We start from the raw sequence: 21,969 nt of genomic DNA, 5'->3' as shown, positions 1-21,969 counted from the left end.
CCCTAGCGCGATCGATCGACGCTGAACGGCAGCCGCACCAGGTACGCGCCCGCCGTGCTGTGGATGCTCAGATTGGCGCGCCAATCGCTGCGATCGGTGGTGCAGACCGGCAGGATGATCTCCTCGCGGTAGGTGCCGTCGGCCAATCGATCCAACCGGTAAGCGTTGATGCCCATATCCATGCCGATCATCTCGAAGTCCACCCGGATCTCGCCGACGGCTTTTGCCGCCTCGCCCTGCGGCATGACCCGGAAAACCGCCTTCTCCAGCGGCACCACGGTCTCGGGCATGCGAACGAGAAACGAACCCAGTCCGTCGATCTCGATTTCGCAGCCCTCGCCCTTGAGCTGACAGCCGATCGGTGCCGGCACCTCGGTCAGCGGACCGCTCACCGGTGTGTCGGTAGTTAGCTTGTCCGGCGCCCGCCCCCACAGATAGGTCAACACGCCCAGGATCAGGAGCGTGGCCACCATCCATTTTGCCTGTTTCATGCTCATGCGCGTCTCCATCGGGCGCTCAAAAGATCACTCACGCCCCGACTCGTTATCGCTGACGACTCGATTGCCGGATCGCCAGCCGCCCCTGGGTCAAATCAAATCAACCTGGGTCAACGTGACTCAACACAGCTCGGCCCTCACCAGAAGGCCGAGATCGACGCAACCCCGAAACCGCCTCGCCGCCAGATCCGCGGGAGGTCATGCGGCCCCACCCCGCCGAGGGCGTAGACCGGCATGGGCGCCAGGGCCGCCAGATCACCAAAGCGTTGCCAGCCGATGCCTTTCGCCTGGGGATGCGTGGCAGTGGCCCGGACCGGCGAGACGGTCACCAGGTCCACCGCCAGCTCGCCCGCCCGCGCCATGGTGACCGGGTCATGAACCGCGGCCGTCACCAGACGCCCACGCGCCTGCCAGTCCGCCACCGTTTCCCGCGCGGTCGACAGCAGCCGGCGATGATTCAGATGAACGCCCACGCGCGCATCGAGTCCATCGAGACAGGCGTCGTCGCCCGACGGGTTGACCACCGGCCAGTGACCGGCGGCCAGGGCCGCCTCGGCAAGCGACGTCCAGGGCACGGCCTCCCCGTCCATCTCGGGGCCGGGGCGCAGGTTGACCAGCATCGGGGCGGTGAACGACGACAGGCCCGACTCGACCCGCGCCAACCAGGCCGCCATGCCCTCGCGACCGAGCGACGGGGTAATTGCCAGGCAACGCGGCAAAACCAGCGCGTTGACCAACCCGCGGTTGGCGGTCGGCATGGCGGCCAGCCAGTCACCCCGAGTGTCCCGATCAAGCGGTTCGGCGAGCAGGGCCTGCCCCTCGACCGAGCGGGGGCGCCCCGTCCAGGCGGTGACCTCGAAGCCGATTAGTCGCAGACGGCGATCGGGATAATCCCAGTTGAGCGTGATCACCCGTCGGGCGCGCCGTACCCGGATGCCGATTTCCTCGTCGAGCTCGCGCACGAGCGCGGCTCGCGGCGTTTCGCCATTGAGACGCTTGCCGCCGGGGAAGGCGCGCAACCCTGCCAGGTGCTTGTCGCCGGGGCGAACCTCCGCCCAGACGCGACCGTCCGGCTCGCGCAGGAGCCCCAGGACAATATCGGTCCGCGGCCGGTCCACCACGATCAGGAGCGGTACTCGGCGTTGATCTTGACGTAGTCGTAGGAGAAGTCGCAGGTCCAGACCTGATCGACGGCCGTGCCACGACCGAGATCGATATGCATGGTGATCTCGGGCTCGGCCATTACCGCGGCCGCCTCCGCCTCGACGTAATCCGGGTCGCGCCCGCCATCGACCACCACGCGCACGTCGCCCAGCCACAGGCTGACGTGGTCGACGTCGAGGTCGTGGATACCGGCATTGCCCACGGCGGCGAGAATCCGCCCGAGATTGGGGTCGGAGGCAAACAGCGCGGTCTTGACCAGCGGGCTGTGCGCAATGGCCTTGCCCACCAGCCGACACTCGGCCCGGTCGCGCCCACCCCTGACCTCGATGGTGACGAATTTGGTCGCCCCCTCGCCGTCGCGCGCCAGCGCCTGGGCGAGAAAGACCGCCACCTCCGCGACCGCGTCACGCAGCGCCGCGTAGTTCGGATCGTCGATGCTCGAGACCTCGAGGCTGCCCTCCCGTCCATTGGCAATCAGCATGAAGGCATCGTTGGTCGAGGTGTCGCCGTCGACGGTTACCCGGTTGAAGCTCTCCTCAGTGATCTGGAGGAGCATGGCCTGCAGGACCGGCTTGGGCACCCGAGCGTCGATCCCCATGTAGCCGAGCATGGTCGCCATGTTGGGATGGATCATCCCGGAGCCCTTGGCGATGCCGGTGATGGTCACCGAGGCCCCGCCGATCACGCGGGTCAGCGACCGCCCTTTCGGGATGGTGTCGGTGGTCATGATCGCCGACGCGGCGCGCAGCCAGTTGTCCTCGACCGCCTCGGCCACCGCCGCCGGCAGGGCGGCAATGATCTTCTCCGACGGCAGGGTCTCCATGATCACGCCGGTGGAGAACGGCCAGACGGCTAGATCGTCACATCCCAGCCGGTGGGCGAGCGTGTGACAGACGGCCTCGGCGCGCGCCATGCCGTCGCGGCCGGTGCCGGCATTGGCATTTCCGGTGTTGATCACCAGCGCGCGCGGAGCGACATCGCTGAAGCGACGCTCCCGGCACATGATCACCGGGGCCGCACAGTAGCGGTTCTGCGTGAACACGCCGGCCATGGTCGCCCCCTCGGGCAACAGCATCACGGCCAGGTCATCCCGATTGGCCTTGCGCACGCCGGCCTGGGTGATCCCGATGCGAATGCCGGGAATGGGCTGCAATTCCCCGGCTGCCGGGGCGGTCAAACCAACACTCATGCCGTATTCTCCTGAATCGCTGCGCCGCTCAACTACCAAAGGCCATGTTCAGCAGCTGGTTGGCCGAGGTACCGTTGAGCTGGAGATTCCCCTGTCGAAAGTCGACGGTGGTCGTGACCACGCCATCCTCGACATTGACCCAGCCCTGGGCGACCAACGGGGCAAGTTGCTCTTCGACGATGCCGACCTGCTGCCCCCGCGCCGCCGCGGACTTCTCCAGCAGGGCGATTGGCATCTCGAGGCTCCCCTCGATCACCAGCGCACTGAGCATCGCCATCCACATCATCGGGTTGGGCTCGCCCTTGCTCACGCCGGCCGGCAGTTCGGCGGCAAACGTGATCTCGGTGTCACCCTCGGCGGTGGTGGCGCGCAACGGCTCGATGGCAATGCGCGGCCCGTGGCTCATCAGGGCAGGCAGTTCGGCGACCACCGCATCGCTGAGGGCCTTTTCGATCGACGCCCCGCGCGACGCGAGCTCCTGCAAGGTCTCCATGCGCTCGACCAGCGCGCGCACCGCAGCGGCATCCAGTCGATCGACGGCGAGCCGCATCTCGGCATCACGGAACATTTCGTCTTCGATAACGGCCTCACCCACCTCGTAGGCAACAGCAAAGCCCCACTGATCCTCGTCTCGAGCCGAATCGAACCGCAGGATGAAATCCTCGACCTGGCCCTGCCCGTTCGCCTCGACAATCTCGAGGCGATCGATCTCGAACCGGCCTTCACTGTCCCAGACGAAACCATCCTCGGCGACCTGTCCGGACGCAATCAGGCGAAGCCCTTCGGTGACCGCAGCCGAGCCGGTCTCGACGCCCCCGGCCTCGTCGTCGACCGCCAGCCGTTCGCCCTCGAAGCGATAATCGAAGCGACCAGCGGCCGTCGTGTCGAGTTCGATGTCCGCCCCAGAAAAGTCGACACCGTCACGCTCCACTGACGGGATGCGACCGGTCGAATGACTGGAGCCGGTCGGGTAGAGGGCGGTGGCGAGGGTGAATTCGGCATCGTCACCGAACACCTCGGCCAGTTCATCGCGCAACTCGGAGTCGGTCGGTTCCCAGGTGGTATGAACGGTGGCGTACCGACCGTCGATGCCAGGCATCTGGTCGATGCGATGCGTGAGCGTCACGCGCACCGGTTCCTGTTCGGGCAGGCGCAGCAGCAACTCGGACTCGGCACGAGACTCGAGATAACCGCGCTGGTACTCGGTCACCTCCAGTTCCAGCGCGTCACGCGTTCCCGGGAAGCCCTCGACCTCGGCCAGTGTGCGTTCCATCACATGCCCGGTGACGAACGGGGCGGCAGCCAGGATGGCCACCGCCACGACCACCGCGGTAATAATCAGTCGTTTCATTCCCTGTCTCTTTTACGGTTGTTGTCTCTTGAGCACCAAGGCGGTATCAGACCACCGCCCTTGTCGAATCAGTTGGATACAAGCTTGCCCCATGGAGCTAGATACGGTTATCCAGCAGAAACCTCTCGAAAGATAGGTTGTCACTCACAAACCGCGACAATCGCTCGAACACCGCCTGGTTCTCGACCTTGCCATAGCCATCGATCGGCACGTAATGTTTCCCGGCCACAAAGGGCTCACCAAGTGGTTCGGAAACCAGCGGTTTGCCGCAGTAAAGGCTCGTCAGGAGCCGAGGCGCTTCGGTGTACACCCCCTCCTCGAAGTGCACGTTGAGAACGGCTGAGCACGACTCCACCTGCCGGTAGAGATCATCGAAGAACGTACCAGACTCCAGCATGCGTACCGGAAATCCGTCTATGCCATCAATCACACTCGCCCGGCGGCCGTTCCCAAGTGAACCGAAGAACGCCACACTCTCTTCGCCACCCGGATTGAACGGCAACGGCCGGCTGGGGAATATCCAGGGGCCAAAGCGTATCTTCCCCTGGGCTAGCGCCCCCGGGCAGTGCTCCTCGTAGAACCGGTGGTTTGCCGCCGACAAGTCGAGCACGAGATCGGCCGCTCGAGCAGCGAATGCCAAACGTCGTGCACGTTTTGTCGTCTGCCCCCAAAGCGGCTTACCGGTCTCGTCGTACATCTGCTCGGTCTGCAGAGCGATCTTGTATCCCCTACGCAGCCAGCGGAGACCGAACCCCTTGTGGATGCCGCAGAAGATCACCACCCGCTCATGCCGGGTGGCGAAGTGCTCGGGCAACCCGCGCATGATTTCCCAGGCCAGGTGATCGAGCATCACGTGCCGCGAGAGGAACGTGACCGGGCCGGCCTGTCTTTTAAACACACGAGGCAAAGGCGATCCCAGTCAGTCAGGTTGCCCGCACCCAAGAGCGGACCATCGTGCCCCCCGGGTCACGACAAACGGCCGCAGCAGTGCTTGTACTTCTTGCCCGAACCGCAATGGCACGGATCGTTGCGACCGATCTTGGGGTTATCGCGACGCACCGGGCGGGTGGGTGCCTCACCATCGGCATCGGCCTGCCCCGACGGGCGAGCGGGAGCGACCGGTTCCTCGGGCTCGGCGAACGTCGAGACCGACTCATGGCGGGTGCGCAACTGGCTGGGATCGACGCGGGGATTGTCGACCAGCTCGTCGAGCATGGAGGTGATGTCGTCCTGCTCCATGCCCTCGGGGGCAGCGATCTGCAGGCGGGTCAGCGTGCGGACGATCTCGTAGTTCATGTCGTCGAGCATCTTGCCGAACATCTCGAAGGCTTCGCGCTTGTACTCCTGCGTCGGGTTCTTCTGCGCGTAGCCACGCAGGCCGATGCTCTGGCGCAGGTAGTCCATCGCCGCCAGGTGATCCTTCCATTGCGCGTCGAGCACCTGCAGCAGCACGCCCTTCTCGAACTGGCGCAGGTTGTCCTCACCCACCAGCTTTTCCTTGGCCGCGTAATGGCGCTGGGCGGTATCGATGATCTTCTCCAGCAGCGTCTCGTCGTGGAGGTCGTCGTCCTCGTCGAGCCATTTCTGGATCGGCAGGTCGAGGCCGAAGTCCTCCTTCAGGTGGGCGGCCAGGCCCTCGACATCCCACATCTCCTCGAGCGCACCGAAGGGCACGTAACGGCGGAACCGGTCGGCCAGCACCTCGCGGCGCATCGACTCGATGATCGGGCTGGTGTCGGTGGTCGCCATGACGGCACGGCGCTGCTCGTAGATGACCTTGCGCTGCTCGTTGGCGACATTGTCGTAGTCAAGCAAGTGCTTGCGCATGTCGAAGTTGTGGCCCTCGACCTTGCGCTGGGCGTTCTCGATGGCGCGCGACACCCAGGGGTGCTCGATCGCCTCGCCCGGCTTCATGCCGAGCTTCTTCATCAGCCCGGAGACGCGGTCGGAGGCAAACACCCGCATCAGGCTGTCTTCCAGCGAGAGGAAGAACCGCGTCGAGCCCGGGTCACCCTGACGGCCGGCGCGGCCGCGCAGCTGGTTGTCGACCCGCCGGGATTCGTGACGCTCGGTGCCAACCACGTGCAGACCGCCGGATTCGAGCACCGCCTCGTGGCGTTGCTTCCACGAGGCCTCGACCTCGGCCCGCTCTTCCTCGCTGGCATCCGAACCGAGCTCCTGGAGCTCCTGTTCAAGATTGCCGCCCAGCACGATGTCGGTACCGCGGCCGGCCATGTTCGTGGCGATGGTCACCGCACCGGGACGCCCGGCCTCGGCAATGATCTCCGCCTCGCTGAGGTGATTCTTGGCATTGAGGACGTTGTGCGGGATACCGGCCTTCTGCAGCGCCTCGGAAACGATCTCGGAGGCGTCGATGGAGGCCGTACCCACCAGGGTGGGCTGACCGCGGTCACGGGCCGCCTGCACGTCCTTGGTGATTGCGCCGTATTTTTCCTCGGCGGTCAGGAAGACCAGGTCACCGTGGTCGATCCGCTGGATCGGACGGTTGGTCGGGATCTGGATCACGTCCAGCCCGTAAATCTCGCCCAGCTCGCGCGCCTCGGTGATCGCCGTGCCGGTCATGCCGGCAAGCTTGGGGTAGAGACGGAAGTAGTTCTGGAAGGTGATCGAGGCGAGCGTCTGGTTCTCGGGCTTGATCGTCACCCCTTCCTTCGCCTCGACGGCCTGGTGGAGGCCCTCGGACCAGCGCCGGCCGGCGAGCGTGCGGCCGGTGAACTCGTCGACGATGATCACGTCGTCGCCCTTGACGATGTAGTCGACGTTGCGCTTGTAGATCGCGTGCGCCCGCAGAGCCGAGGTCAGGTGCGAGAGCAGCATGATGTTGTGCGAGTCGTACAGCGACTCGCCTTCCTCGAGCAGACCGGCCTGGATCAGCAGTTCCTCGGCCTTGTCGAAGCCCTGCTCGGTGAGAAAGGCCTGTTTGTTTTTCTCGTCGACGGTGAAGTCGCCACGCTCCTCGTCGGTCAGCGGCGGCTCGTCGTCCTTGGGCTCCTCGCGCGCCTGGCGCTTGAGCTCGGGGATCAGGCCGTTGATGGTGTGGTAGGTCTCGGAGGAGTCCGCGGCCGGGCCGGAAATGATCAGCGGCGTGCGCGCCTCGTCGATCAGGATCGAGTCGACCTCGTCGACGATCGCGAAGATCGGCTCGCGCTGCATGATCTGCTCGGCGGAGAACGCCATGTTGTCGCGCAGGTAGTCGAAGCCGAGCTCGTTGTTGGTTGCGTAGGTGACGTCGCAGTAATAGGCATCGCGCTTGGCGCGTGCGTCCATCCCCGGCACCACCGTGCCCACGGTCAGGCCGAGTGCGGTATAGACGCGTCCCATCCATTCGGCGTCTCGCTTGGCGAGGTAGTCGTTGACCGTCACCACGTGCACGCCCTCTTTCGTGATGGCGTTGAGGTAGACGGCCAGAGTGGCAACAAGGGTCTTGCCCTCGCCGGTCTTCATCTCGGCGACCTTGCCCTCGTGGAGCACCATGCCGCCGATCAGCTGCACGTCGAAGTGGCGCATGCCCATCACGCGCCGACTCATCTCGCGGCAGACGGCAAAGGCCTCGGGCAGAAGGGAATCGAGGCTCTCGCCATCGGCCCAGCGCTGGTGGAACTCCTCGGTGCGTCCTTTCAGCTCGTCGTCGGACAGCGCCTGGGTCGCCTCCTCGAGGGCATTGATCTCCGTGACGCGTTTCCTGAGCTTCTTGACCTGACGGTCATTGCGCGTACCGAAAACCTTTGCTGCAAGCGATCCAATCATGTCCTATCCCGTGTTCCGACAAACCACGCCAATGCGGCGCGCGAAAAGTGAGGAACCACCGTGGTCGCCGAGCGCCCCGGCGGCCGCGCGAAACGCGACCAGTCAGAGGGCTCGCCGGGCCGAAAAAGTGGCGGCCCGACTCCGCGGGCAGTTCCTTGGTAAATGCGCTGAATCTTACGGCAGATGCGTGGATAATGATAGGCGGCGGGCCGTGCCTCGCGCCCGTCACAACCCCGTCACGAAAGGCCGCGCGATGAATCTCGAACGCTACCGCCTGAACAACCCCACGCTGGCCGGCATTCTCGACCGGGTGGCCCTGATTCGGGGCTACCAGGCCATCGTCGACGGCCTGGTGCCCGGCCGCTCGGGAATGAGCGTGCAGGTGCTCAATGTCAACGAACAGACGCTGACCATCGGCGTTCCCAGTGCGGCGGGCGCCAGCCGATTGCGTTTCGAGGCCCCCGACCTGCTTGCCCGGTTGCACAAGGCGCTCGAGGCACACCCCGGCGCGCCGCGACCGGCGGGCATTCGAGTGCGAATCACTTCGGGCCGCCCCCCGGCGAGACCGAAGCCTCGTGACCATGATCGGCCGGCCTCGCAGGCGGGCAGTCAGGCACTGCACTACCTGGCCGAGGCAGAGCCGGGGAGCGACCTCTCGCGGGCACTGGAGCGGCTTTCTCGGGCGATCAAGCCGCCGCAGGACTGATCCACCATGGCAACGGGCGCGGCTACCCTGCTCCACGGAGCAATGGTCAGAGCATCTGGGGCAAGAACTGCTCACTGCGGTCGATGGTCTGACCGGAGACCATGAACACGCCATCACCGGTGTAGTGAAGGGTCTCGGGATAGACCGGCTCGGGGGCAACGCGAGCGTAGACGACCTCGAAGACAAAGAAGTTGTAGTCTTCGACTAGACGATCATCGACCAGCCGGCATTCGAAATTGGCGTGGCATTCGGCCAGACAGGGCGCGGACACCACCTGCCCCGGTTCGGCGGTCAGCTTGAAACGCTCGAACTTGTCGATCGCCTCACCGCTGGTGTTACCGATGCCGATGACCTCGTCGATCAGATCCGTCGTCGGCAGGTTGATCACGCACTCACCCGAGCGACGGACTAGATCGAAACTGTGGTTGCCCGCGGCAATGACGCAGCCGACCAGCGACGGCGAGAACGCCATCACCGTATGCCAACCCATGGTCATGATGTCGCGCTCGCCATCACAGGCCGAGGAGACCAGAACCACCGGGCCGGGCTCGAGGTGGCGGCGAACCTTCTCCACCGGGAAATCGACTTTCTGCTGCCTGCTCATGCCCGGACCTTAGATCAGGCCCAAGGCACATGCACCGCGACCGGCCGGCCTCTTCAGAGGGCGTTCCAGTCGAAGGCGGAGGGCTGGGAGCGGGCCGGCAGCCGCCCGTTGCGCACCAAACCCTCGATCCGAGTGAAGACGTCGGCGCGACCGAAGGGCTTTTTCATGAAATCGTCCGAGCCGAGCCGGTCGAGCACCATGCGGGCCATCGACTGCTCGTCGCCGCTGATCATGATGACGGGCACCTCGGCGGTCGCCGGGTCCTGGCGCAGCCGGCGCAGGGCGGCAAAGCCGTTCATGCCGGGAAGAAGGATATCGAGGAAGATCAGATCCGGCGGGTACTGGCGCGCCAGTTGCAAACCGGATTCGGCATCGCCGGCGGCAATCGGCTCATACTCGTTCTGACTGAGCATCCGGCTCAGGATCTTGACCACGGTCTTGGAATCATCGATCACCAGGATGCGGCATCCTCGCGGCGCCTCGTAACGGCGCCCGCGACGACGATCCCCAGACTTGCCCAGCCCCAGCAGGCCGCTCATGCGACGCATGTAGCCCATGACACATCTCCTTGTGGTTGGTTGGCCGCACCGGCCTTCCAAGCCGGTGCACGTTCGACGATCCTGTCGAAACAAATCGCGACGTAGTGTTACCCAAGCCGCTCACGCTGTCCACTCGGCGGTTGCCTAAATGGACACCAAAAAGACCCGGCTCACGGCCGGGCCTTCTCGTTTACTTAGACCGATTTCCGATGCGTTTACTCGGCGATCTGCGCCGCCGGGCGGGAGAACGAGACCGGGGGCGGCTCCTCGTTCTCGAAGGTCACCACCTCGTAGGCCGACTCCTGGGCCAGCAGCGCGCGCAGCAGCTGGTTGTTCAGGGCATGCCCCGATTTGTGACCGGTGAAGCTGCCGATCACGCTGCAGCCGAGCAGGTAAAGATCGCCGATGGCATCGAGGATCTTGTGCTTGACGAACTCGTCGCCGTAACGCAGGCCGTCCTCGTTAAGGATGTTTTCCTCGCCAACCACGATGGCGTTGTCCACCGAGCCGCCCAGCGCCAGGTTGCGCGAGCGCATCATCTCGAGATCGCTCATGAAACCGAACGTCCGGGCGCGCGCGACTTCCTTGACGAAGCTGGTCGAGGAGAAATCGATCTCCGCCAGGCGCGCCAACTTGTCGAGCACCGGGTGGTTGAAGTCGATCGACATCGCGACGCGAAAGCCTTCATGCGGGTCGAAGCGCACCCAGCGATCGCCGTCGACCACTTCGACCGGCTCGAGAATGCGGATGAAACGCTTGTGAGCGTCCTGCTCCTCGATGCCCGCCGACTGGATCAGGAAGACGAACGGGCTGGCACTGCCATCCATGATCGGCATTTCCGGGCCGTCGATCTCGACCACGCAGTTGTCGATACCCAGACCGGCAAGCGCCGACATCAGGTGCTCGACCGTGGAGATTTTCACCCCGTCCTGAACCAGCGTGGTGGACAGCTGGGTTTCGCCGACATTGAAGGCGTGACCCGGGATCGTCGCATCATTGCCGAGGTCGACCCGGTGAAAAACGATGCCGCTGCCAACGGGCGCCGGACGCAGGGTCAAACGGACCTGCTCGCCGGTGTGCAGACCGATCCCCGTGGCGCGGATGGTGTTTCGGAGTGTGCGTTGCTGAACCAAGATCGAAGAACCCAAGCCGGTAAATCGGGGAATTATCGCATGCTAATGGACGCAGAAAAACCGAACATTGCTGGGGGATTACCCGGCATCAGCCAGGCGTGCCCCCGAGATTTGCCGGAAATGCTCAAGGCGGTTGCGTCCGCATCGCGCCCCGTCACCCAAAAAGACAGACCCCCGGGGGTTGCCGGGGGTCTGTCACGGGGCAGTGACGAATTTTTGACCGTCAGGCGAGCAGACGGTTCAACCGGCTGACGAAGTCGGCCGAATCGGCCAACTTGCCGCCCTCGGCGAGCATCGCCTGCCCAAAAAGGACATGCGCGATGTCGGCAAAGCGCGACTCGTCGGACTCGCCCTCGGCCTGCTGGAGCAGACGGTGATCGGGGTTGATCTCGAGGATCGGCTTGCTCTCGGGCATCGCCTGCCCGGCCTGTTCGAGGATGCGCTGCAGGTGGAGGCTGACGTCGCCTTCGTCGGTCACCAGACACGCCGGGGACTCGACCAGACGGCGCGAACGGCGCACGTCCTTCACCTCCTCGCCCAGGGTCTCCTTGAGTCGCTTGATCAGCGCTTCGTGTTCGGCCTTTTCCTCCTCGGACTCGTCTTGGTCTTCCTCGTCGACGTCGATCTTCGCCTTGGTGACCGACTTCAGGGTCTTGCCGTCGAACTCGGTCAGGTGCGCCATGACCCACTCGTCGACCCGATCGGAGAGCAGCAGCACCTCGATTCCCTTCTTGCGGAAGATCTCCAGGTGGGGCGAGGTAATCGCCGCCTGGTAGGTGTCGGCGATGATGTAGTAGATCTCGTCCTGGTCCTCGGGCATCCGCTCGATGTAGTCGGCGAGCGAAACGGTCTCCTCGCTACTCGCACCGTCATCCTGGCCTTTCGTGGAGGCAAAGCGCAGCAGGCCGGCGATCTTCTCCTTATTGGCGAAATCCTCGCCGATGCCCTCTTTCAGCACACGACCGAAGGTCTGCCAGAACTCGGCGAACTTCTCCGACTCGTTCTTGGCCATCTGCTCGAGCATCGTGAGCACGCGCTTGACCGAACCGGCGCGGATGGTGTCGAGCACGCGGTTGGACTGCAGGATCTCGCGCGAGACGTTCAACGGCAGGTCGGCCGAATCGATCACGCCACGCACGAAACGCAGGTAGCGCGGCATCAACTTGTCGGCGTCGTCCATGATGAACACGCGCTTGACGTACAGCTTGACGCCATGGCTCTGCTCCGGTTCGAACAGGTCGAACGGCGCGCGCTTGGGGATGTAGAGCAGCGAGGTGTACTCGACCTTGCCCTCAACCTGGTTGTGCGCCCAAGCCAGCGGCGGCTCCCAGTCGTGCGAGACGTGCTTGTAGAACTCGGTGTATTCCTCGTCGGAGATATCGCTCTTCGACCGGGTCCACAGCGCATTGGCATCGTTGACGGTCTCCCAGCGCCCCGGGGTCTCGGCCTCGTTGCCCTCCTCGTCTTTGTCAATCTTGGGTGGCACCCACATCTGGACCGGGAAGTTGATGTGGTCGGAGTACTTGCGGATGACCGAGCGCAGGCGGAAGTCGTCGGCGAACTCCTGCTGATCCTCACGCAGGTGCAGGACGATACGGGTGCCTCGCTCGGGCTTCTCGACCGTCTCGATGGTGTACTCGCCTTCGCCGTTGGAGGTCCAGCGCACACCGTGTTCGGCGCCGACGCCGGCGCGACGGGTGATCAACTCGACGTGGTCGGCAACGATGAAGGCCGAGTAGAAACCCACGCCGAACTGGCCGATCTGGTTGGCATCCTTCTGCTTGTCGGCCTCGAGCTGCTCGAGGAAGGCCTTGGTGCCCGAGTGGGCGATGGTACCGATGTGCTCGACCACCTCCTCGTGGTTCATGCCAATACCGTTGTCGTCGATGGTGACCGTCTTGTTGTCGGCATCGAAGGACACCCGCACGCGCAGGTCCTTGTCGTTCTCGTAGAGGCCGTCGTCGGCCAGCGCCTCGAAACGCAGCTTGTCGCAGGCATCCGAGGCATTCGAGATCAGTTCGCGGAGGAAGACCTCCGGGTTGGAGTACAGCGAATGGATCATCAGGCGAAGCAGCTGCTTCACCTCGGTCTGGAAGGCATGCGTCTGGGCTTGACTCATGAAAGCGGGTCTCCGTCTTGTCTCTCGGGTTTCGAATTCGCTTGGGCGGCACCGACCGCCCTGGACGCCGACGAGATAGGGGCATACCCGGGGATTTCAAGTCGACGCGGTTCAGCCGGCGGACTCGGGGGCGACCGCCGGTTTCCGAAAGCGTCCCGCATCGGCAGACCGCAGCCGTAGCAGGCCCTCGAACTCCCGGACCTTGGGGACGAGGTTCCAGGCATGGACCAAGACGCCCCGCCGGCCTTCCAGTCGCGACAGGGCGGAGGCCTCGGACATGGGGGTCACGAGCAACGGGTCAGCGAGCCTGGAAAAGCCCGCCTCCAGAAAAAGCGAAACCCCCGTCACCAGTGGTGCGGGGGTTCGTTTCATCGACCGGGCTCGAATCAGCCCAGACGCTCGCGGATACGAGCGGCCTTGCCGGTACGACCACGCAGGTAGTACAGCTTGGCGCGACGGACGTCACCGCGACGCTTGACGTTGATCGCGGCGATCTGCGGGCTGTAGGTCTGGAAGACGCGCTCCAGGCCCTCGCCGTAGGAGATCTTGCGCAGGGTGAACGAGGAGTTCAGGCCGCGGTTGCGCTTGGCAATCACGACACCTTCGAACGCCTGCAGACGCTCGCGGTCACCTTCCTTTACCCGTACGTCGACGGAAACCGTGTCGCCGGGGCCGAATTCCGGCACCTCGCGGGTCATTTGCTCGGCTTCGATTTTCTGGATGATCTCACTCATTTTCCGCCACCTGTTATCAATCGCGTGTCTGTTGGCTACCCGGGTTGTCATCGCTACCCGCGAGCCAGTGTCTTTCCAGTGCCGCCCGCTCGTTGTCGGTCGGCCCGTGTTGCAAAAATAGGTCCGGTCGTCGCCGGGCCGTGGTCATCAGCGCCTGCTCCGATCGCCACTCGGCGATTCGCCGATGGTCGCCGCTGGAGAGCACCGCGGGCACCCCGCGACCTTCCCACTCCGGCGGCCGCGTGTAGTGCGGGTGGTCCAACCGGTCGGCCTCGAAGGAGTCTTCGACCACCGACTGGGCATCCCCGACCACGTCGGGCAAGCGCCTGGCGATCGCATCGACGACCACCATCGCCGCCAACTCGCCCCCGGATAGCACCAGGTCGCCGAGGGAATACTCGACGTCCACCCGGGAGTCGAGCAGGCGCTGATCGAAGCCCTCGTACCGGCCGCAGACCAGCACCAGCGGCTGTTCTCGCTCGGCCCAGTCGGCGATCACGTGCCGGTCGAGCCTTTGGCCCTGGGGCGAGAGGGCCACGACCAGCGGGCGCTTCGCGCCAGCCTCGTCGACGGCCGCATCGATCGCGCCGCTGATCGGCCCGGGCTGCAAAAGCATCCCCGGCCCACCCCCGAAGGGACGATCGTCGACCCGACGATTGCGATCGGCCGACCAGTCGCGCGGGTTGTAGCCCGCCACGGTCAGGCGTTCTTTCTCGATCGCGGCGCGGACCATGCCGCAGCGGTTCCCCGCGTCCACCAGTTCGGGGAACAGGGTCACCACCGAAATCCGCATCAAAAATCGGGGTCCCAGTCGACCTCGATTCGGCGGGCGTCGATATCGACTGCCCGGATAACCTCGTCAGGGAGGAAGGGAATCAGGCGTTCCCGATCTCCCTGCACGACCAGCACGTCATTCGCGCCGGTCTCCATGATGTCTCGCACCTCGCCCAGCACCTGGCCGGAGAGATGTACCACCTCGCAACCCATAAGGTCACGCCAGTAGTATTCGTTCGGGCCGGCCGGCGGCAGCGCATCGCGCCCCACCAGCACCTCGGCCCGCGCCAACGATTCGATTCCCGTCCGGTCATCGACCCCGGCCAGCTTGACGGTCACCCCCTTGGGATGGACCGTCAGCTTTTCGATCTGCACCGGGCGCGTTTCGCCGCGCTCGGTGCGCAGGTAGACGTCGCGGTAACGCTTGATATTCTCGATCGGTCGAGTGAATACCTGCAGCCATACCCAGCCCTTGATCCCGTAGGGACGGCCCAGCTGGGCAATGACGACCGGATCGACCGGTCCCGTCGACGCCGTCACCGCTTACTCGGCGGCTGCCGTCGCCTGCTTCTTGCTCTGGCGGACCAGGGAAGCGACGCGCTCGCTGGTCTGAGCACCGCGCTCCTGCCAGAAGGCCAGGCGATCGAGGTCCAGGCGCAGACGCTCTTCCTGACCACGGGCTACCGGGTTGAAGAACCCGAGACGCTCGACATACGAGCCGCTGTCACGTGCGTTGCGCTTGTCGGTGACGACGACGTGGTAGAAGGGCTTCTTTTTGGCACCAGTACGAGCCAGACGAATCTTGACCATAACGCTTAACGATTCCTGTTGGAGTAGTGACTGCCAGACTGCGTCGACAACGACGCCGACCATGCACTCGGCCGATCTCGCAGCCTCGGCAATTCACCGAGGGAAATTCAAGTGGCGCGATTTTACGGATTTTTGCGCAGAAATAAAGACCTGCGACCCACCGATTTTTCAGCGGGCAGTTCGCATGCGCGTCGTGATTGACGCTCAGGCGTCGTAGGGATCACGCAGAACGATGGTTTCCTCGCGATCCGGGCCGGTCGAAATCAGGTCGACCGGCGTGCCGGTCAACTCCTCGATACGCCGAATATACGCACGCGCTTCTTCCGGCAGACCATCGATATCCTTCACGCCGACGGTGGTTTCCTGCCAGCCGGGCATCGACTCGTAGATGGGGACGCAGCGCGAATAGGTATCGGCGGAGAACGGTGCGCTCTCGATCCGCTGGCCGTCTATCTCGTAACCGATGCAGATGCGCACCTCTTCCATGCCGTCGAGCACGTCCAGTTTGGTCAGACACAGGCCCGACAGGCTGTTGATCTGCACGGCACGACGCAGGGCGACCGCGTCGAACCACCCGCAACGGCGCGCCCGACCGGTGGTCGAACCGAACTCGTGACCACGCTTGGCCAGCCGCTCGCCGATCGCGTCCTCGAGTTCGGTCGGGAACGGCCCGCCACCCACGCGCGTAGTGTAGGCCTTGGTGATACCGAGCACGTAGTCGAGTTCCAGCGGCCCCACACCGCTACCGGTCGAGGCCCCGCCAGCGGTGGTATTCGACGACGTCACGTACGGGTAGGTCCCGTGATCGATGTCCAACAGCGTGCCCTGGGCACCCTCGAACATCAGGTTACGCCCTTCGGCGCGCATCTTCGCCAGCGTACCCGGCACATCACCGACCATCGGCGCGAGGATTTCGGCCTGGGCGATCAGCCGATCGAGCGTCTGCTGGAAGTCGATCGGCTCGGCACCGAAGTAGTGGCGCAGCACGAAGTTGTGATAGTCGAGCACCTCACCAAGCTTCGCAGCCAGCCGCTCACGGTGGAAGATATCCTCCAGCCGGATGCCGCGGCGGGCGACCTTGTCCTCGTAAGCAGGACCAATGCCCCGGCCGGTGGTGCCGATCTTCTGCTCACCACGGGCATGCTCGCGCGCGGCGTCGAGGGCGACGTGATGCGGCAGGATCAGCGGGCAGGCCTCGGAGAGCATCAAGCGATCGGAGGCGGGCACGCCGCGCGATTCCAGTTGCTCGATTTCCTCGATCAAGGCATCCGGCGCCAGCACCACGCCGTTGCCGATCAAGCACTTGACACCTTCGCGCAGGATGCCCGAGGGAATCAGGTGCAGAACGGTCTTCTCGCCGTCGATCACCAGCGTGTGGCCGGCGTTGTGCCCACCCTGGAAGCGCACGACGGCGCCCACGTTTTCCGTCAGCAGGTCAACGACCTTGCCCTTACCCTCGTCGCCCCACTGGGACCCGAGGACGACCACACTCTTACCCATGGTCCAATTCACCCGTTAGCTGCCAAGTTTGTGTCTGTCCGTCACCGACGGCCGCCAGTCGTGGCGCGCCCTCGGGAATCGATTTCGTCGTGATCACGCGATAGCCCTGCTCGCGCAGTTCGTCCACCGCCCGATCGAGGGCCGGATCATTGAGCCGCGCTGGCGCGTAGACCGTCTGCCGGACGGGCGTCTCGTCATCACTCTGACCCAGCAGGTCACGCAGATCGAGAGAGAAACCCAGTGCCGGACGCGATCGCCCGAACACCCGCCCGATGTCGTCGTAGCGACCGCCGCGGGCAATCTCCCGCCCCATGCGCGGCGAGTAGGCCGCGTAGACCAGCCCGGTCTGATAGTGATAGCCGTGCAGCTCGGAGAGATCGACCAGCACCTCGCCGGTGACACGGGTCTCAATCGCCTCGGCTACCGTCGCCAGCCGCTCGAGCGCCGCCTGCCCCTCGGCATCCAGCAAGCCCTTCAGGCGCTGCTTGGCCTCGTCGATCGTGGCCTGCCAGGGACCGTGCAGATCACACAGCGACTCGATCGCCTCGGCCAACGGCGCATCAAGCGACCAGTCGACAAGCGTCTGGCGAATCTCGGGAACCGCCTTGCGGGTCAACGAGTCACGCAGCTGATCCTCACGACTCCCGTCGAGTCCGGCGGCGCGCACCAGCGCACGAAAGACCCCGACGTGGCCGAGGTCGAGCGTCATCGCCTGGCAACCACCCACTGCCAGCGCCTCGGTCATCAGCGAGATGACCTCGACGTCGGCCTCCGGGCCGTCGCTGCCGAACAGCTCGGCCCCTACCTGCATCGGCGCGCGCGAACCACCCAGCCCGTCGGTCTTGGCGCGGATCACGGTGCCGATGTAACAAAGGCGACGTTCGTCGACCGGCGGCAGGCTGTGGGCATCCATGCGCGCGACCTGCGGCGTCATGTCGGCCCGCACGCCCAACTGGCGACCGGAGAGGCCATCGGTGACCTTGAGGGTCTCGAGATCGAGATCCTCGCCGGTGCCCACCAGCAGGGTATCGATGAATTCAACCATCGGCGGCACCACCAGCTCGTACCCCCAACGATCGAAGGTTTCGAGCATCCGGGTGCGGACGCGCTCAATGCGGCGTGCCTGCAGCGGCAGGACCTCGTCGATGCCGGCCGGCAGAATCCAGGGGGACTGATTACTCATGTTGTTGCAGGTATACGCGTGTGTCGTGAACGGAAGGCCGAGGCGGGCACGGCACGGGGCAAAACACGCGTATTGTAAACGCGGCACACAAAAAACCCCAGCCCGGGCTGGGGTTTCCTCAAGATCGGGCCGAGGGCGACGCTAGCCCCAGACCCAGAGCGCCAGGCCGATCAGCAGCATGACCAGCGCGATGCCCCGCATGCGCGAGTCGGGCGTCAGGGCGATCTGCGCGACCGCCTGCCGATAGGTCCGCGGGCTAATGAACGGCAGCAACGCCTCGATGATCAGCACCAGGCCGAGCACCCGCAGCAGGTCGTCCATCATGCCGAACCGCCCCTATCGCGCCGGCAGCGCGCCACCATCTGCCGAGGCGTCCGACGACTCATCCTTGCCATCCGACAACTGGCCATCCGACGACTGGAAGTAGCGGAAGAACGGGCTGTCCGGGCTGAGCACGAAGGTGTCGCTGCCGTTGGCGAAGGCCTTCTCGTAGGCCTGGATGCTGCGATAGAAGGCAAAGAATTCCTCGTCCTGGCCAAAGGACTCGGCGTAGATCTTCGCCGCCTCGGCATCACCCTCACCGCGAATCTCGTCGGCCTCACGCTCGGCCTCGGAGACGATCACGACACGCTGACGGTCGGCATCGGAGGAGATGCGCTTGGCCTGCTCCTCACCACGCGAGCGGATCGCCTTGGCCACGGTCGAACGCTCCTTCTCCATCCGCGAGTAGACCGACTCGCGCACTTCCTCCGGCAACTCGATGCGCATGATACGCACGTCGACGATCTCCAGCCCCAGACCCGAGATGTCCTCGTTGGTGGTCTCGATGACGTTGCGCATGAACAGGTCACGATCCCCGGAGACCACCTCGGCGATGGTCCGGCTGGAGATCTGGCTCTTCATGCTGTCCTTGACGATCTGGTTCAGGCGGCTCTCGGCCACGGATTCCTGACCACGGGTCGCCCGGTAGAAATCGGCCGGATCGGTGATGCGCCACTTGATGTAGTAGTCGACGATCAGGTTTTTCTTCTCGCTCGTCAGGAAGCGCTCCGGTGGAGTGGACAGCGAGAGGATCCGGGTGTCGAACAGGCGCACGGAGTTGACGAACGGCAGCTTGAAGTGCAAACCGGGCTCGAAGTCGGTCTCGACGATCTCACCCAGGCGGAACTTCACGCCCTCCTGGTATTCGGCCACCTGGAAGGTCGCGGTCGCGTAGAGGAACACGATCACGACGATGATCGGCAGCAGCAGGCGCGTCACCCAGTTCATTCGGACCCCCTGGTACGCAGACCGGAACGGTTGTTGTTGGAGCCGCCCGAATTACCTTCGAACGACGTGCCCGTCGAAAGCGACGGCACCGCCAGCGGCGCGCCACTGCGCAGATCATCCTGCATGACGCTCCCATTGGCGCCCGACGGCAGGTTCAGGATGTTGCTGGCATTGTCCGGGTCGACCAGGATCTTGTTGCCCTTGGCGTAGATCTCGCCGAGCGTGTCGATGTACATCCGCTCGCGGATGATCGACGGGGCAATCTGGTAAGACGCCAGCAATGCATTGAAGCGCGCAGCCTCACCTTCGGCCTGGTTGATCACGCGGGACTGGTAACCCTTGGCCTGCTCGAGGATCTGCGCAGCGTCACCACGGGCTCGCGGCACGACCTGGTTGGCGTAGGCCAACGCCTCGTTGATGTAGCGCTGCTCATCCTCACGTGCCCGGATGGCGTCCTCGAAGGCCGGTTGTACCGGCTCCGGCGGCTGCACATCCTGCAGGTTGACCGAACGGACGTTCAGGCCCGTCTTGTAGGACTCGAGCAACTCCTGCATCCGGGTGCGCACCGCATCGACAATCTCGACCCGACCGTCGGTCAGGACGTAGTCCATGCGGCTCGAACCGATGACCTCGCGAATCGCGCTCTGCATGACGTCCTGCAACGTGGCGTTGGGATCACGAACGTTGAACAGGAACTCGACCGGATCGCGAACGGTGAACTGGCTGGAGAGATCGACGTCGACGATATTTTCGTCGTTGGTCAGCACGGTCATGCTGAGCTCGCGGTCACGGTACTCATCGACGTTGACCGTGATCACGTCCGAAATCGGATACGGCGGGTGCCAGTGCGGACCGGGACCAGCGGTACTGGTGTACTTGCCGAAGGTCAGCACAACGCCGCGCTGGCCTTCGTCGACGATGTAGATACCGGAAATCAGCCAACCGATCAGCACGACGCCGATGATCGCCAGGATCCCCTTCGACCCGCCGGCGTTACCCATGCCGCCACCACCGCCGAAGCGGTCCTTCAGGCGTCCAAGGGCATCGTCGATGTTGGGCGGCTTTCCGCCCCGGCCGCGCGGATTCGACCAGGGATCTTTACCGCCACCCGGCTCGTTCCAGGCCATGGGCTTCTCCAGTGATTGCCGCCGGAGAACCCGGCGGACATGGGTATTCGTTTCGTTCAGGACGTCCTTTCCGCCCGACGGGCAGAAAGCAGCGCCAAAGTGTAGTGGCCGGGGACGGGCGTGGCAACCGCCGCCGCGCCTGCAGTCAGTGACGAGGCTCGCGCGCGGCGAGGATCTCTTCGAAGGGCTCGGGCGGGGCCGGCTCGGGGCCATCGACCACCATGTCGGCCAGTGCCGGCTCCTTTTTAAGCAACTGCCCCCAGCGAGCCACCGGCAGGTTGATCTCCAGGTGCCAGCCGCTTTCATCGACCTCTTCCTCCAGCACGGCGCCCTCACCCTGCAACTGGGCGTAAAGCCGGCCGTCGGCCATGGGAATGAACAGGCGACGCGTCACGCTACTGGGCTCGAGCCGCTCGGCGAGCGCCTCGAGCAGCTCGTCCATGCCACGACCATCCTTAGCCGAAACCCACACCCGGGTAGGCAACTGGCTGGCATCGCGGTCAACGCGTACTGCCCCGTCCTCGAGCTGGTCGATCTTGTTCATGACGGTCAGGCGCGGCATCTTCCCCGCGCCGATCTCCTCGAGCACCACCTCGACATCCTCGATCTGCCGGTCCCGTTCCGGCGAGGCGGCGTCCACCACGTGCAGCAACAGGTCGGCTTCGAGGGTCTCCTCCAGCGTGGAGCGAAACGCCGACACCAGTTCGTGCGGCAGGTGACGGATGAAGCCGACCGTGTCGGCAAAGACCACGGTCAGCTGCGGCGTCATCTCGACGCGCCGCAGCGTGGTATCCAGCGTGGCGAACAGCTGGTCCGCGGCGAAGGACTCGGCCACGGTCATGGCGTTGAACAGGGTCGACTTGCCGGCGTTGGTGTAGCCGACCAGGGCCACGGTAGGCACGTCGGACTGCTGGCGCCCCTTGCGACCCTCGGCCCGCTGACGGCGCACCCGCGCAATCCGTTCCTTGAGCTGCTTGATGCGACCGCCCAACAGGCGACGGTCCATCTCGAGCTGGGTCTCACCCGGGCCACGCAAGCCGATCGAACCGCCGCGCTGGCGCTCGAGGTGAGTCCAGCCGCGCACGAGCCGGGTCGCCAGATGGTTCAACTGGGCCAGCTCGACCTGCAACTTGCCCTCGTGCGAGCGGGCGCGCTGGGCAAAGATATCGAGGATCAGCCCGGTGCGATCCAGCACGCGGCACTTGACCAGCCTCTCGAGGTTGCGCTCCTGGGAGGGCGAGAGCTGGGCGTTGACGATCACCAGCTCGGCCTCGTGCGCGGCCACCAGCTCGGCGAGCTCCTCGGCCTTGCCCTTGCCGATGAACAGGCGTGGGTCCGGCGTCTGGCGCTTGACCTCGCTCTCGACGAGGATCTCCGCGCCGGCCGATCGGGCCAGCTCGCGGAACTCGGCGAGGTCCTCGTTGGAATCCACCGCCCGCTGCTCGACATGCAGCAGCACGGCCCGTTCCCCGCCTTGATGGCGCTCGAAAAACTCCATCGGG

Annotated in this window: 22 protein-coding genes; 1 reads left to right on the top strand and 21 read right to left on the bottom strand. The window is 64.8% G+C overall.

Going from position 1 to position 21,969, the window contains the following annotated elements:
• Positions 1–2: 2 nt before the first annotated feature.
• The 6 genes from D5687_RS00195 to secA form a co-directional block, all read right to left on the bottom strand.
• Positions 3–491 carry a hypothetical protein gene (locus D5687_RS00195; RefSeq protein WP_125197745.1) on the bottom strand — a complete coding sequence of 163 codons (489 nt, stop codon included), beginning with the start codon at positions 489–491 and terminating at the stop codon, positions 3–5.
• A gap of 143 nt (positions 492–634) precedes the next feature.
• Positions 635–1,618 (bottom strand): thiamine phosphate synthase, encoded by a 984-nt coding sequence (locus D5687_RS11505; RefSeq protein WP_158611691.1) that lies wholly within the window; start codon positions 1,616–1,618, stop codon positions 635–637.
• A gap of 2 nt (positions 1,619–1,620) precedes the next feature.
• Positions 1,621–2,850: a bifunctional glutamate N-acetyltransferase/amino-acid acetyltransferase ArgJ gene (gene argJ, locus D5687_RS00185; protein WP_125197743.1), complete on the bottom strand. Its 1,230-nt coding sequence runs from the start codon at positions 2,848–2,850 to the stop codon at positions 1,621–1,623.
• A gap of 28 nt (positions 2,851–2,878) precedes the next feature.
• A complete protein-coding gene (locus tag D5687_RS00180; protein WP_125197742.1) occupies positions 2,879–4,201 on the bottom strand; it encodes a DUF945 family protein in 1,323 nt (440 codons plus the stop codon).
• Positions 4,202–4,298: 97 nt separating this feature from the next.
• Positions 4,299–5,051, bottom strand: coding sequence for a hypothetical protein (locus tag D5687_RS00175; RefSeq protein WP_125197741.1), 753 nt, complete (start codon positions 5,049–5,051; stop codon positions 4,299–4,301).
• A gap of 116 nt (positions 5,052–5,167) precedes the next feature.
• Positions 5,168–7,969: a preprotein translocase subunit SecA gene (gene secA, locus D5687_RS00170; protein WP_125197740.1), complete on the bottom strand. Its 2,802-nt coding sequence runs from the start codon at positions 7,967–7,969 to the stop codon at positions 5,168–5,170.
• Between the two features lie 253 nt (positions 7,970–8,222).
• Here secA and D5687_RS11220 point away from each other — a divergent pair, with 253 nt between their 5' ends.
• Positions 8,223–8,675 (top strand): DciA family protein, encoded by a 453-nt coding sequence (locus D5687_RS11220; protein WP_158611690.1) that lies wholly within the window; start codon positions 8,223–8,225, stop codon positions 8,673–8,675.
• Positions 8,676–8,721: 46 nt separating this feature from the next.
• Here D5687_RS11220 and D5687_RS00160 read toward each other — a convergent pair whose 3' ends face one another.
• From D5687_RS00160 to hflX, 15 genes are all read right to left on the bottom strand, one after another.
• Entirely contained in the window at positions 8,722–9,279 is a 558-nt protein-coding gene (locus D5687_RS00160; protein ID WP_125197738.1) for a flavin reductase family protein, read from the bottom strand.
• 53 nt (positions 9,280–9,332) lie between these two features.
• The gene (locus tag D5687_RS00155) at positions 9,333–9,836 is read right to left on the bottom strand and encodes a PleD family two-component system response regulator (protein WP_125197737.1); all 504 of its coding nucleotides are present in this window, start codon (positions 9,834–9,836) and stop codon (positions 9,333–9,335) included.
• Positions 9,837–10,033: 197 nt separating this feature from the next.
• Positions 10,034–10,951 (bottom strand): UDP-3-O-acyl-N-acetylglucosamine deacetylase, encoded by a 918-nt coding sequence (gene lpxC / locus D5687_RS00150; RefSeq protein ID WP_125197960.1) that lies wholly within the window; start codon positions 10,949–10,951, stop codon positions 10,034–10,036.
• A 223-nt stretch (positions 10,952–11,174) separates the two neighbouring features.
• Positions 11,175–13,070: a molecular chaperone HtpG gene (htpG, locus tag D5687_RS00145; protein WP_125197736.1), complete on the bottom strand. Its 1,896-nt coding sequence runs from the start codon at positions 13,068–13,070 to the stop codon at positions 11,175–11,177.
• 111 nt (positions 13,071–13,181) lie between these two features.
• Positions 13,182–13,442 carry a hypothetical protein gene (locus D5687_RS00140; RefSeq protein ID WP_125197735.1) on the bottom strand — a complete coding sequence of 87 codons (261 nt, stop codon included), beginning with the start codon at positions 13,440–13,442 and terminating at the stop codon, positions 13,182–13,184.
• Positions 13,443–13,456: 14 nt separating this feature from the next.
• Positions 13,457–13,804, bottom strand: coding sequence for a 50S ribosomal protein L19 (rplS, locus tag D5687_RS00135; protein ID WP_125197734.1), 348 nt, complete (start codon positions 13,802–13,804; stop codon positions 13,457–13,459).
• Positions 13,805–13,820: 16 nt separating this feature from the next.
• Positions 13,821–14,597 carry a tRNA (guanosine(37)-N1)-methyltransferase TrmD gene (gene trmD, locus D5687_RS00130; protein WP_204742094.1) on the bottom strand — a complete coding sequence of 259 codons (777 nt, stop codon included), beginning with the start codon at positions 14,595–14,597 and terminating at the stop codon, positions 13,821–13,823.
• Positions 14,597–15,118 (bottom strand): ribosome maturation factor RimM, encoded by a 522-nt coding sequence (gene rimM / locus D5687_RS00125; protein ID WP_125197732.1) that lies wholly within the window; start codon positions 15,116–15,118, stop codon positions 14,597–14,599. Before rimM ends, trmD begins: the two co-directional genes overlap by 1 nt.
• Before the next feature lie 3 nt (positions 15,119–15,121).
• Complete coding sequence (gene rpsP / locus D5687_RS00120) at positions 15,122–15,388, bottom strand: 30S ribosomal protein S16 (RefSeq protein ID WP_125197731.1); 267 nt, start codon at positions 15,386–15,388, stop codon at positions 15,122–15,124.
• Between the two features lie 204 nt (positions 15,389–15,592).
• The gene (locus tag D5687_RS00115) at positions 15,593–16,888 is read right to left on the bottom strand and encodes an adenylosuccinate synthase (RefSeq protein WP_125197730.1); all 1,296 of its coding nucleotides are present in this window, start codon (positions 16,886–16,888) and stop codon (positions 15,593–15,595) included.
• Positions 16,881–18,071, bottom strand: a complete 1,191-nt coding sequence (locus D5687_RS00110) for an ATP phosphoribosyltransferase regulatory subunit (protein ID WP_125197729.1) — start codon at positions 18,069–18,071, stop codon at positions 16,881–16,883. The genes D5687_RS00115 and D5687_RS00110 overlap by 8 nt, the downstream gene beginning before the upstream one ends.
• 141 nt (positions 18,072–18,212) lie before the next feature.
• Positions 18,213–18,395 carry a DUF2065 domain-containing protein gene (locus tag D5687_RS00105; protein WP_125197728.1) on the bottom strand — a complete coding sequence of 61 codons (183 nt, stop codon included), beginning with the start codon at positions 18,393–18,395 and terminating at the stop codon, positions 18,213–18,215.
• A gap of 12 nt (positions 18,396–18,407) precedes the next feature.
• Positions 18,408–19,340 carry a protease modulator HflC gene (gene hflC / locus D5687_RS00100; protein WP_125197727.1) on the bottom strand — a complete coding sequence of 311 codons (933 nt, stop codon included), beginning with the start codon at positions 19,338–19,340 and terminating at the stop codon, positions 18,408–18,410.
• Positions 19,337–20,467 carry an FtsH protease activity modulator HflK gene (gene hflK, locus D5687_RS00095; RefSeq protein ID WP_125197726.1) on the bottom strand — a complete coding sequence of 377 codons (1,131 nt, stop codon included), beginning with the start codon at positions 20,465–20,467 and terminating at the stop codon, positions 19,337–19,339. The genes hflC and hflK overlap by 4 nt, the downstream gene beginning before the upstream one ends.
• A 145-nt stretch (positions 20,468–20,612) precedes the next feature.
• Positions 20,613–21,965, bottom strand: a complete 1,353-nt coding sequence (gene hflX, locus D5687_RS00090) for a ribosome rescue GTPase HflX (protein ID WP_125197725.1) — start codon at positions 21,963–21,965, stop codon at positions 20,613–20,615.
• Positions 21,966–21,969: the final 4 nt, after the last annotated feature.

The organism is Guyparkeria sp. SCN-R1 (assembly GCF_003932495.1).
Classification (GTDB): Bacteria; Pseudomonadota; Gammaproteobacteria; order Halothiobacillales; family Halothiobacillaceae; genus Guyparkeria.
Note: the sequence above shows the minus strand (reverse complement) of the source record. Positions and strands in the feature narration are given on the sequence as shown.

Bases quoted from the DNA above. Each gene is read 5' to 3' on its own strand.
- argJ (WP_125197743.1), bottom strand. From the start codon at position 2,850: ATGAGTGTTGGTTTGACCGCCCCGGCAGCCGGGGAATTGCAGCCCATT.
- D5687_RS11220 (WP_158611690.1), top strand. From the start codon at position 8,223: ATGAATCTCGAACGCTACCGCCTGAACAACCCCACGCTGGCCGGCATT.
- D5687_RS00195 (WP_125197745.1), bottom strand. From the start codon at position 491: ATGAAACAGGCAAAATGGATGGTGGCCACGCTCCTGATCCTGGGCGTG.
- D5687_RS00155 (WP_125197737.1), bottom strand. From the start codon at position 9,836: ATGGGCTACATGCGTCGCATGAGCGGCCTGCTGGGGCTGGGCAAGTCT.
- hflC (WP_125197727.1), bottom strand. From the start codon at position 19,340: ATGAACTGGGTGACGCGCCTGCTGCTGCCGATCATCGTCGTGATCGTG.
- trmD (WP_204742094.1), bottom strand. From the start codon at position 14,597: ATGCGGATTTCGGTGGTGACCCTGTTCCCCGAACTGGTGGACGCGGGG.
- D5687_RS00115 (WP_125197730.1), bottom strand. From the start codon at position 16,888: ATGGGTAAGAGTGTGGTCGTCCTCGGGTCCCAGTGGGGCGACGAGGGT.
- D5687_RS00180 (WP_125197742.1), bottom strand. From the start codon at position 4,201: ATGAAACGACTGATTATTACCGCGGTGGTCGTGGCGGTGGCCATCCTG.
- D5687_RS00175 (WP_125197741.1), bottom strand. From the start codon at position 5,051: ATGCTCGATCACCTGGCCTGGGAAATCATGCGCGGGTTGCCCGAGCAC.
- rplS (WP_125197734.1), bottom strand. From the start codon at position 13,804: ATGAGTGAGATCATCCAGAAAATCGAAGCCGAGCAAATGACCCGCGAG.
- rpsP (WP_125197731.1), bottom strand. From the start codon at position 15,388: ATGGTCAAGATTCGTCTGGCTCGTACTGGTGCCAAAAAGAAGCCCTTC.
- htpG (WP_125197736.1), bottom strand. From the start codon at position 13,070: ATGAGTCAAGCCCAGACGCATGCCTTCCAGACCGAGGTGAAGCAGCTG.
- hflK (WP_125197726.1), bottom strand. From the start codon at position 20,467: ATGGCCTGGAACGAGCCGGGTGGCGGTAAAGATCCCTGGTCGAATCCG.
- D5687_RS00140 (WP_125197735.1), bottom strand. From the start codon at position 13,442: ATGAAACGAACCCCCGCACCACTGGTGACGGGGGTTTCGCTTTTTCTG.
- D5687_RS00160 (WP_125197738.1), bottom strand. From the start codon at position 9,279: ATGAGCAGGCAGCAGAAAGTCGATTTCCCGGTGGAGAAGGTTCGCCGC.
- secA (WP_125197740.1), bottom strand. From the start codon at position 7,969: ATGATTGGATCGCTTGCAGCAAAGGTTTTCGGTACGCGCAATGACCGT.
- hflX (WP_125197725.1), bottom strand. From the start codon at position 21,965: ATGGAGTTTTTCGAGCGCCATCAAGGCGGGGAACGGGCCGTGCTGCTG.
- D5687_RS00105 (WP_125197728.1), bottom strand. From the start codon at position 18,395: ATGATGGACGACCTGCTGCGGGTGCTCGGCCTGGTGCTGATCATCGAG.
- D5687_RS00110 (WP_125197729.1), bottom strand. From the start codon at position 18,071: ATGAGTAATCAGTCCCCCTGGATTCTGCCGGCCGGCATCGACGAGGTC.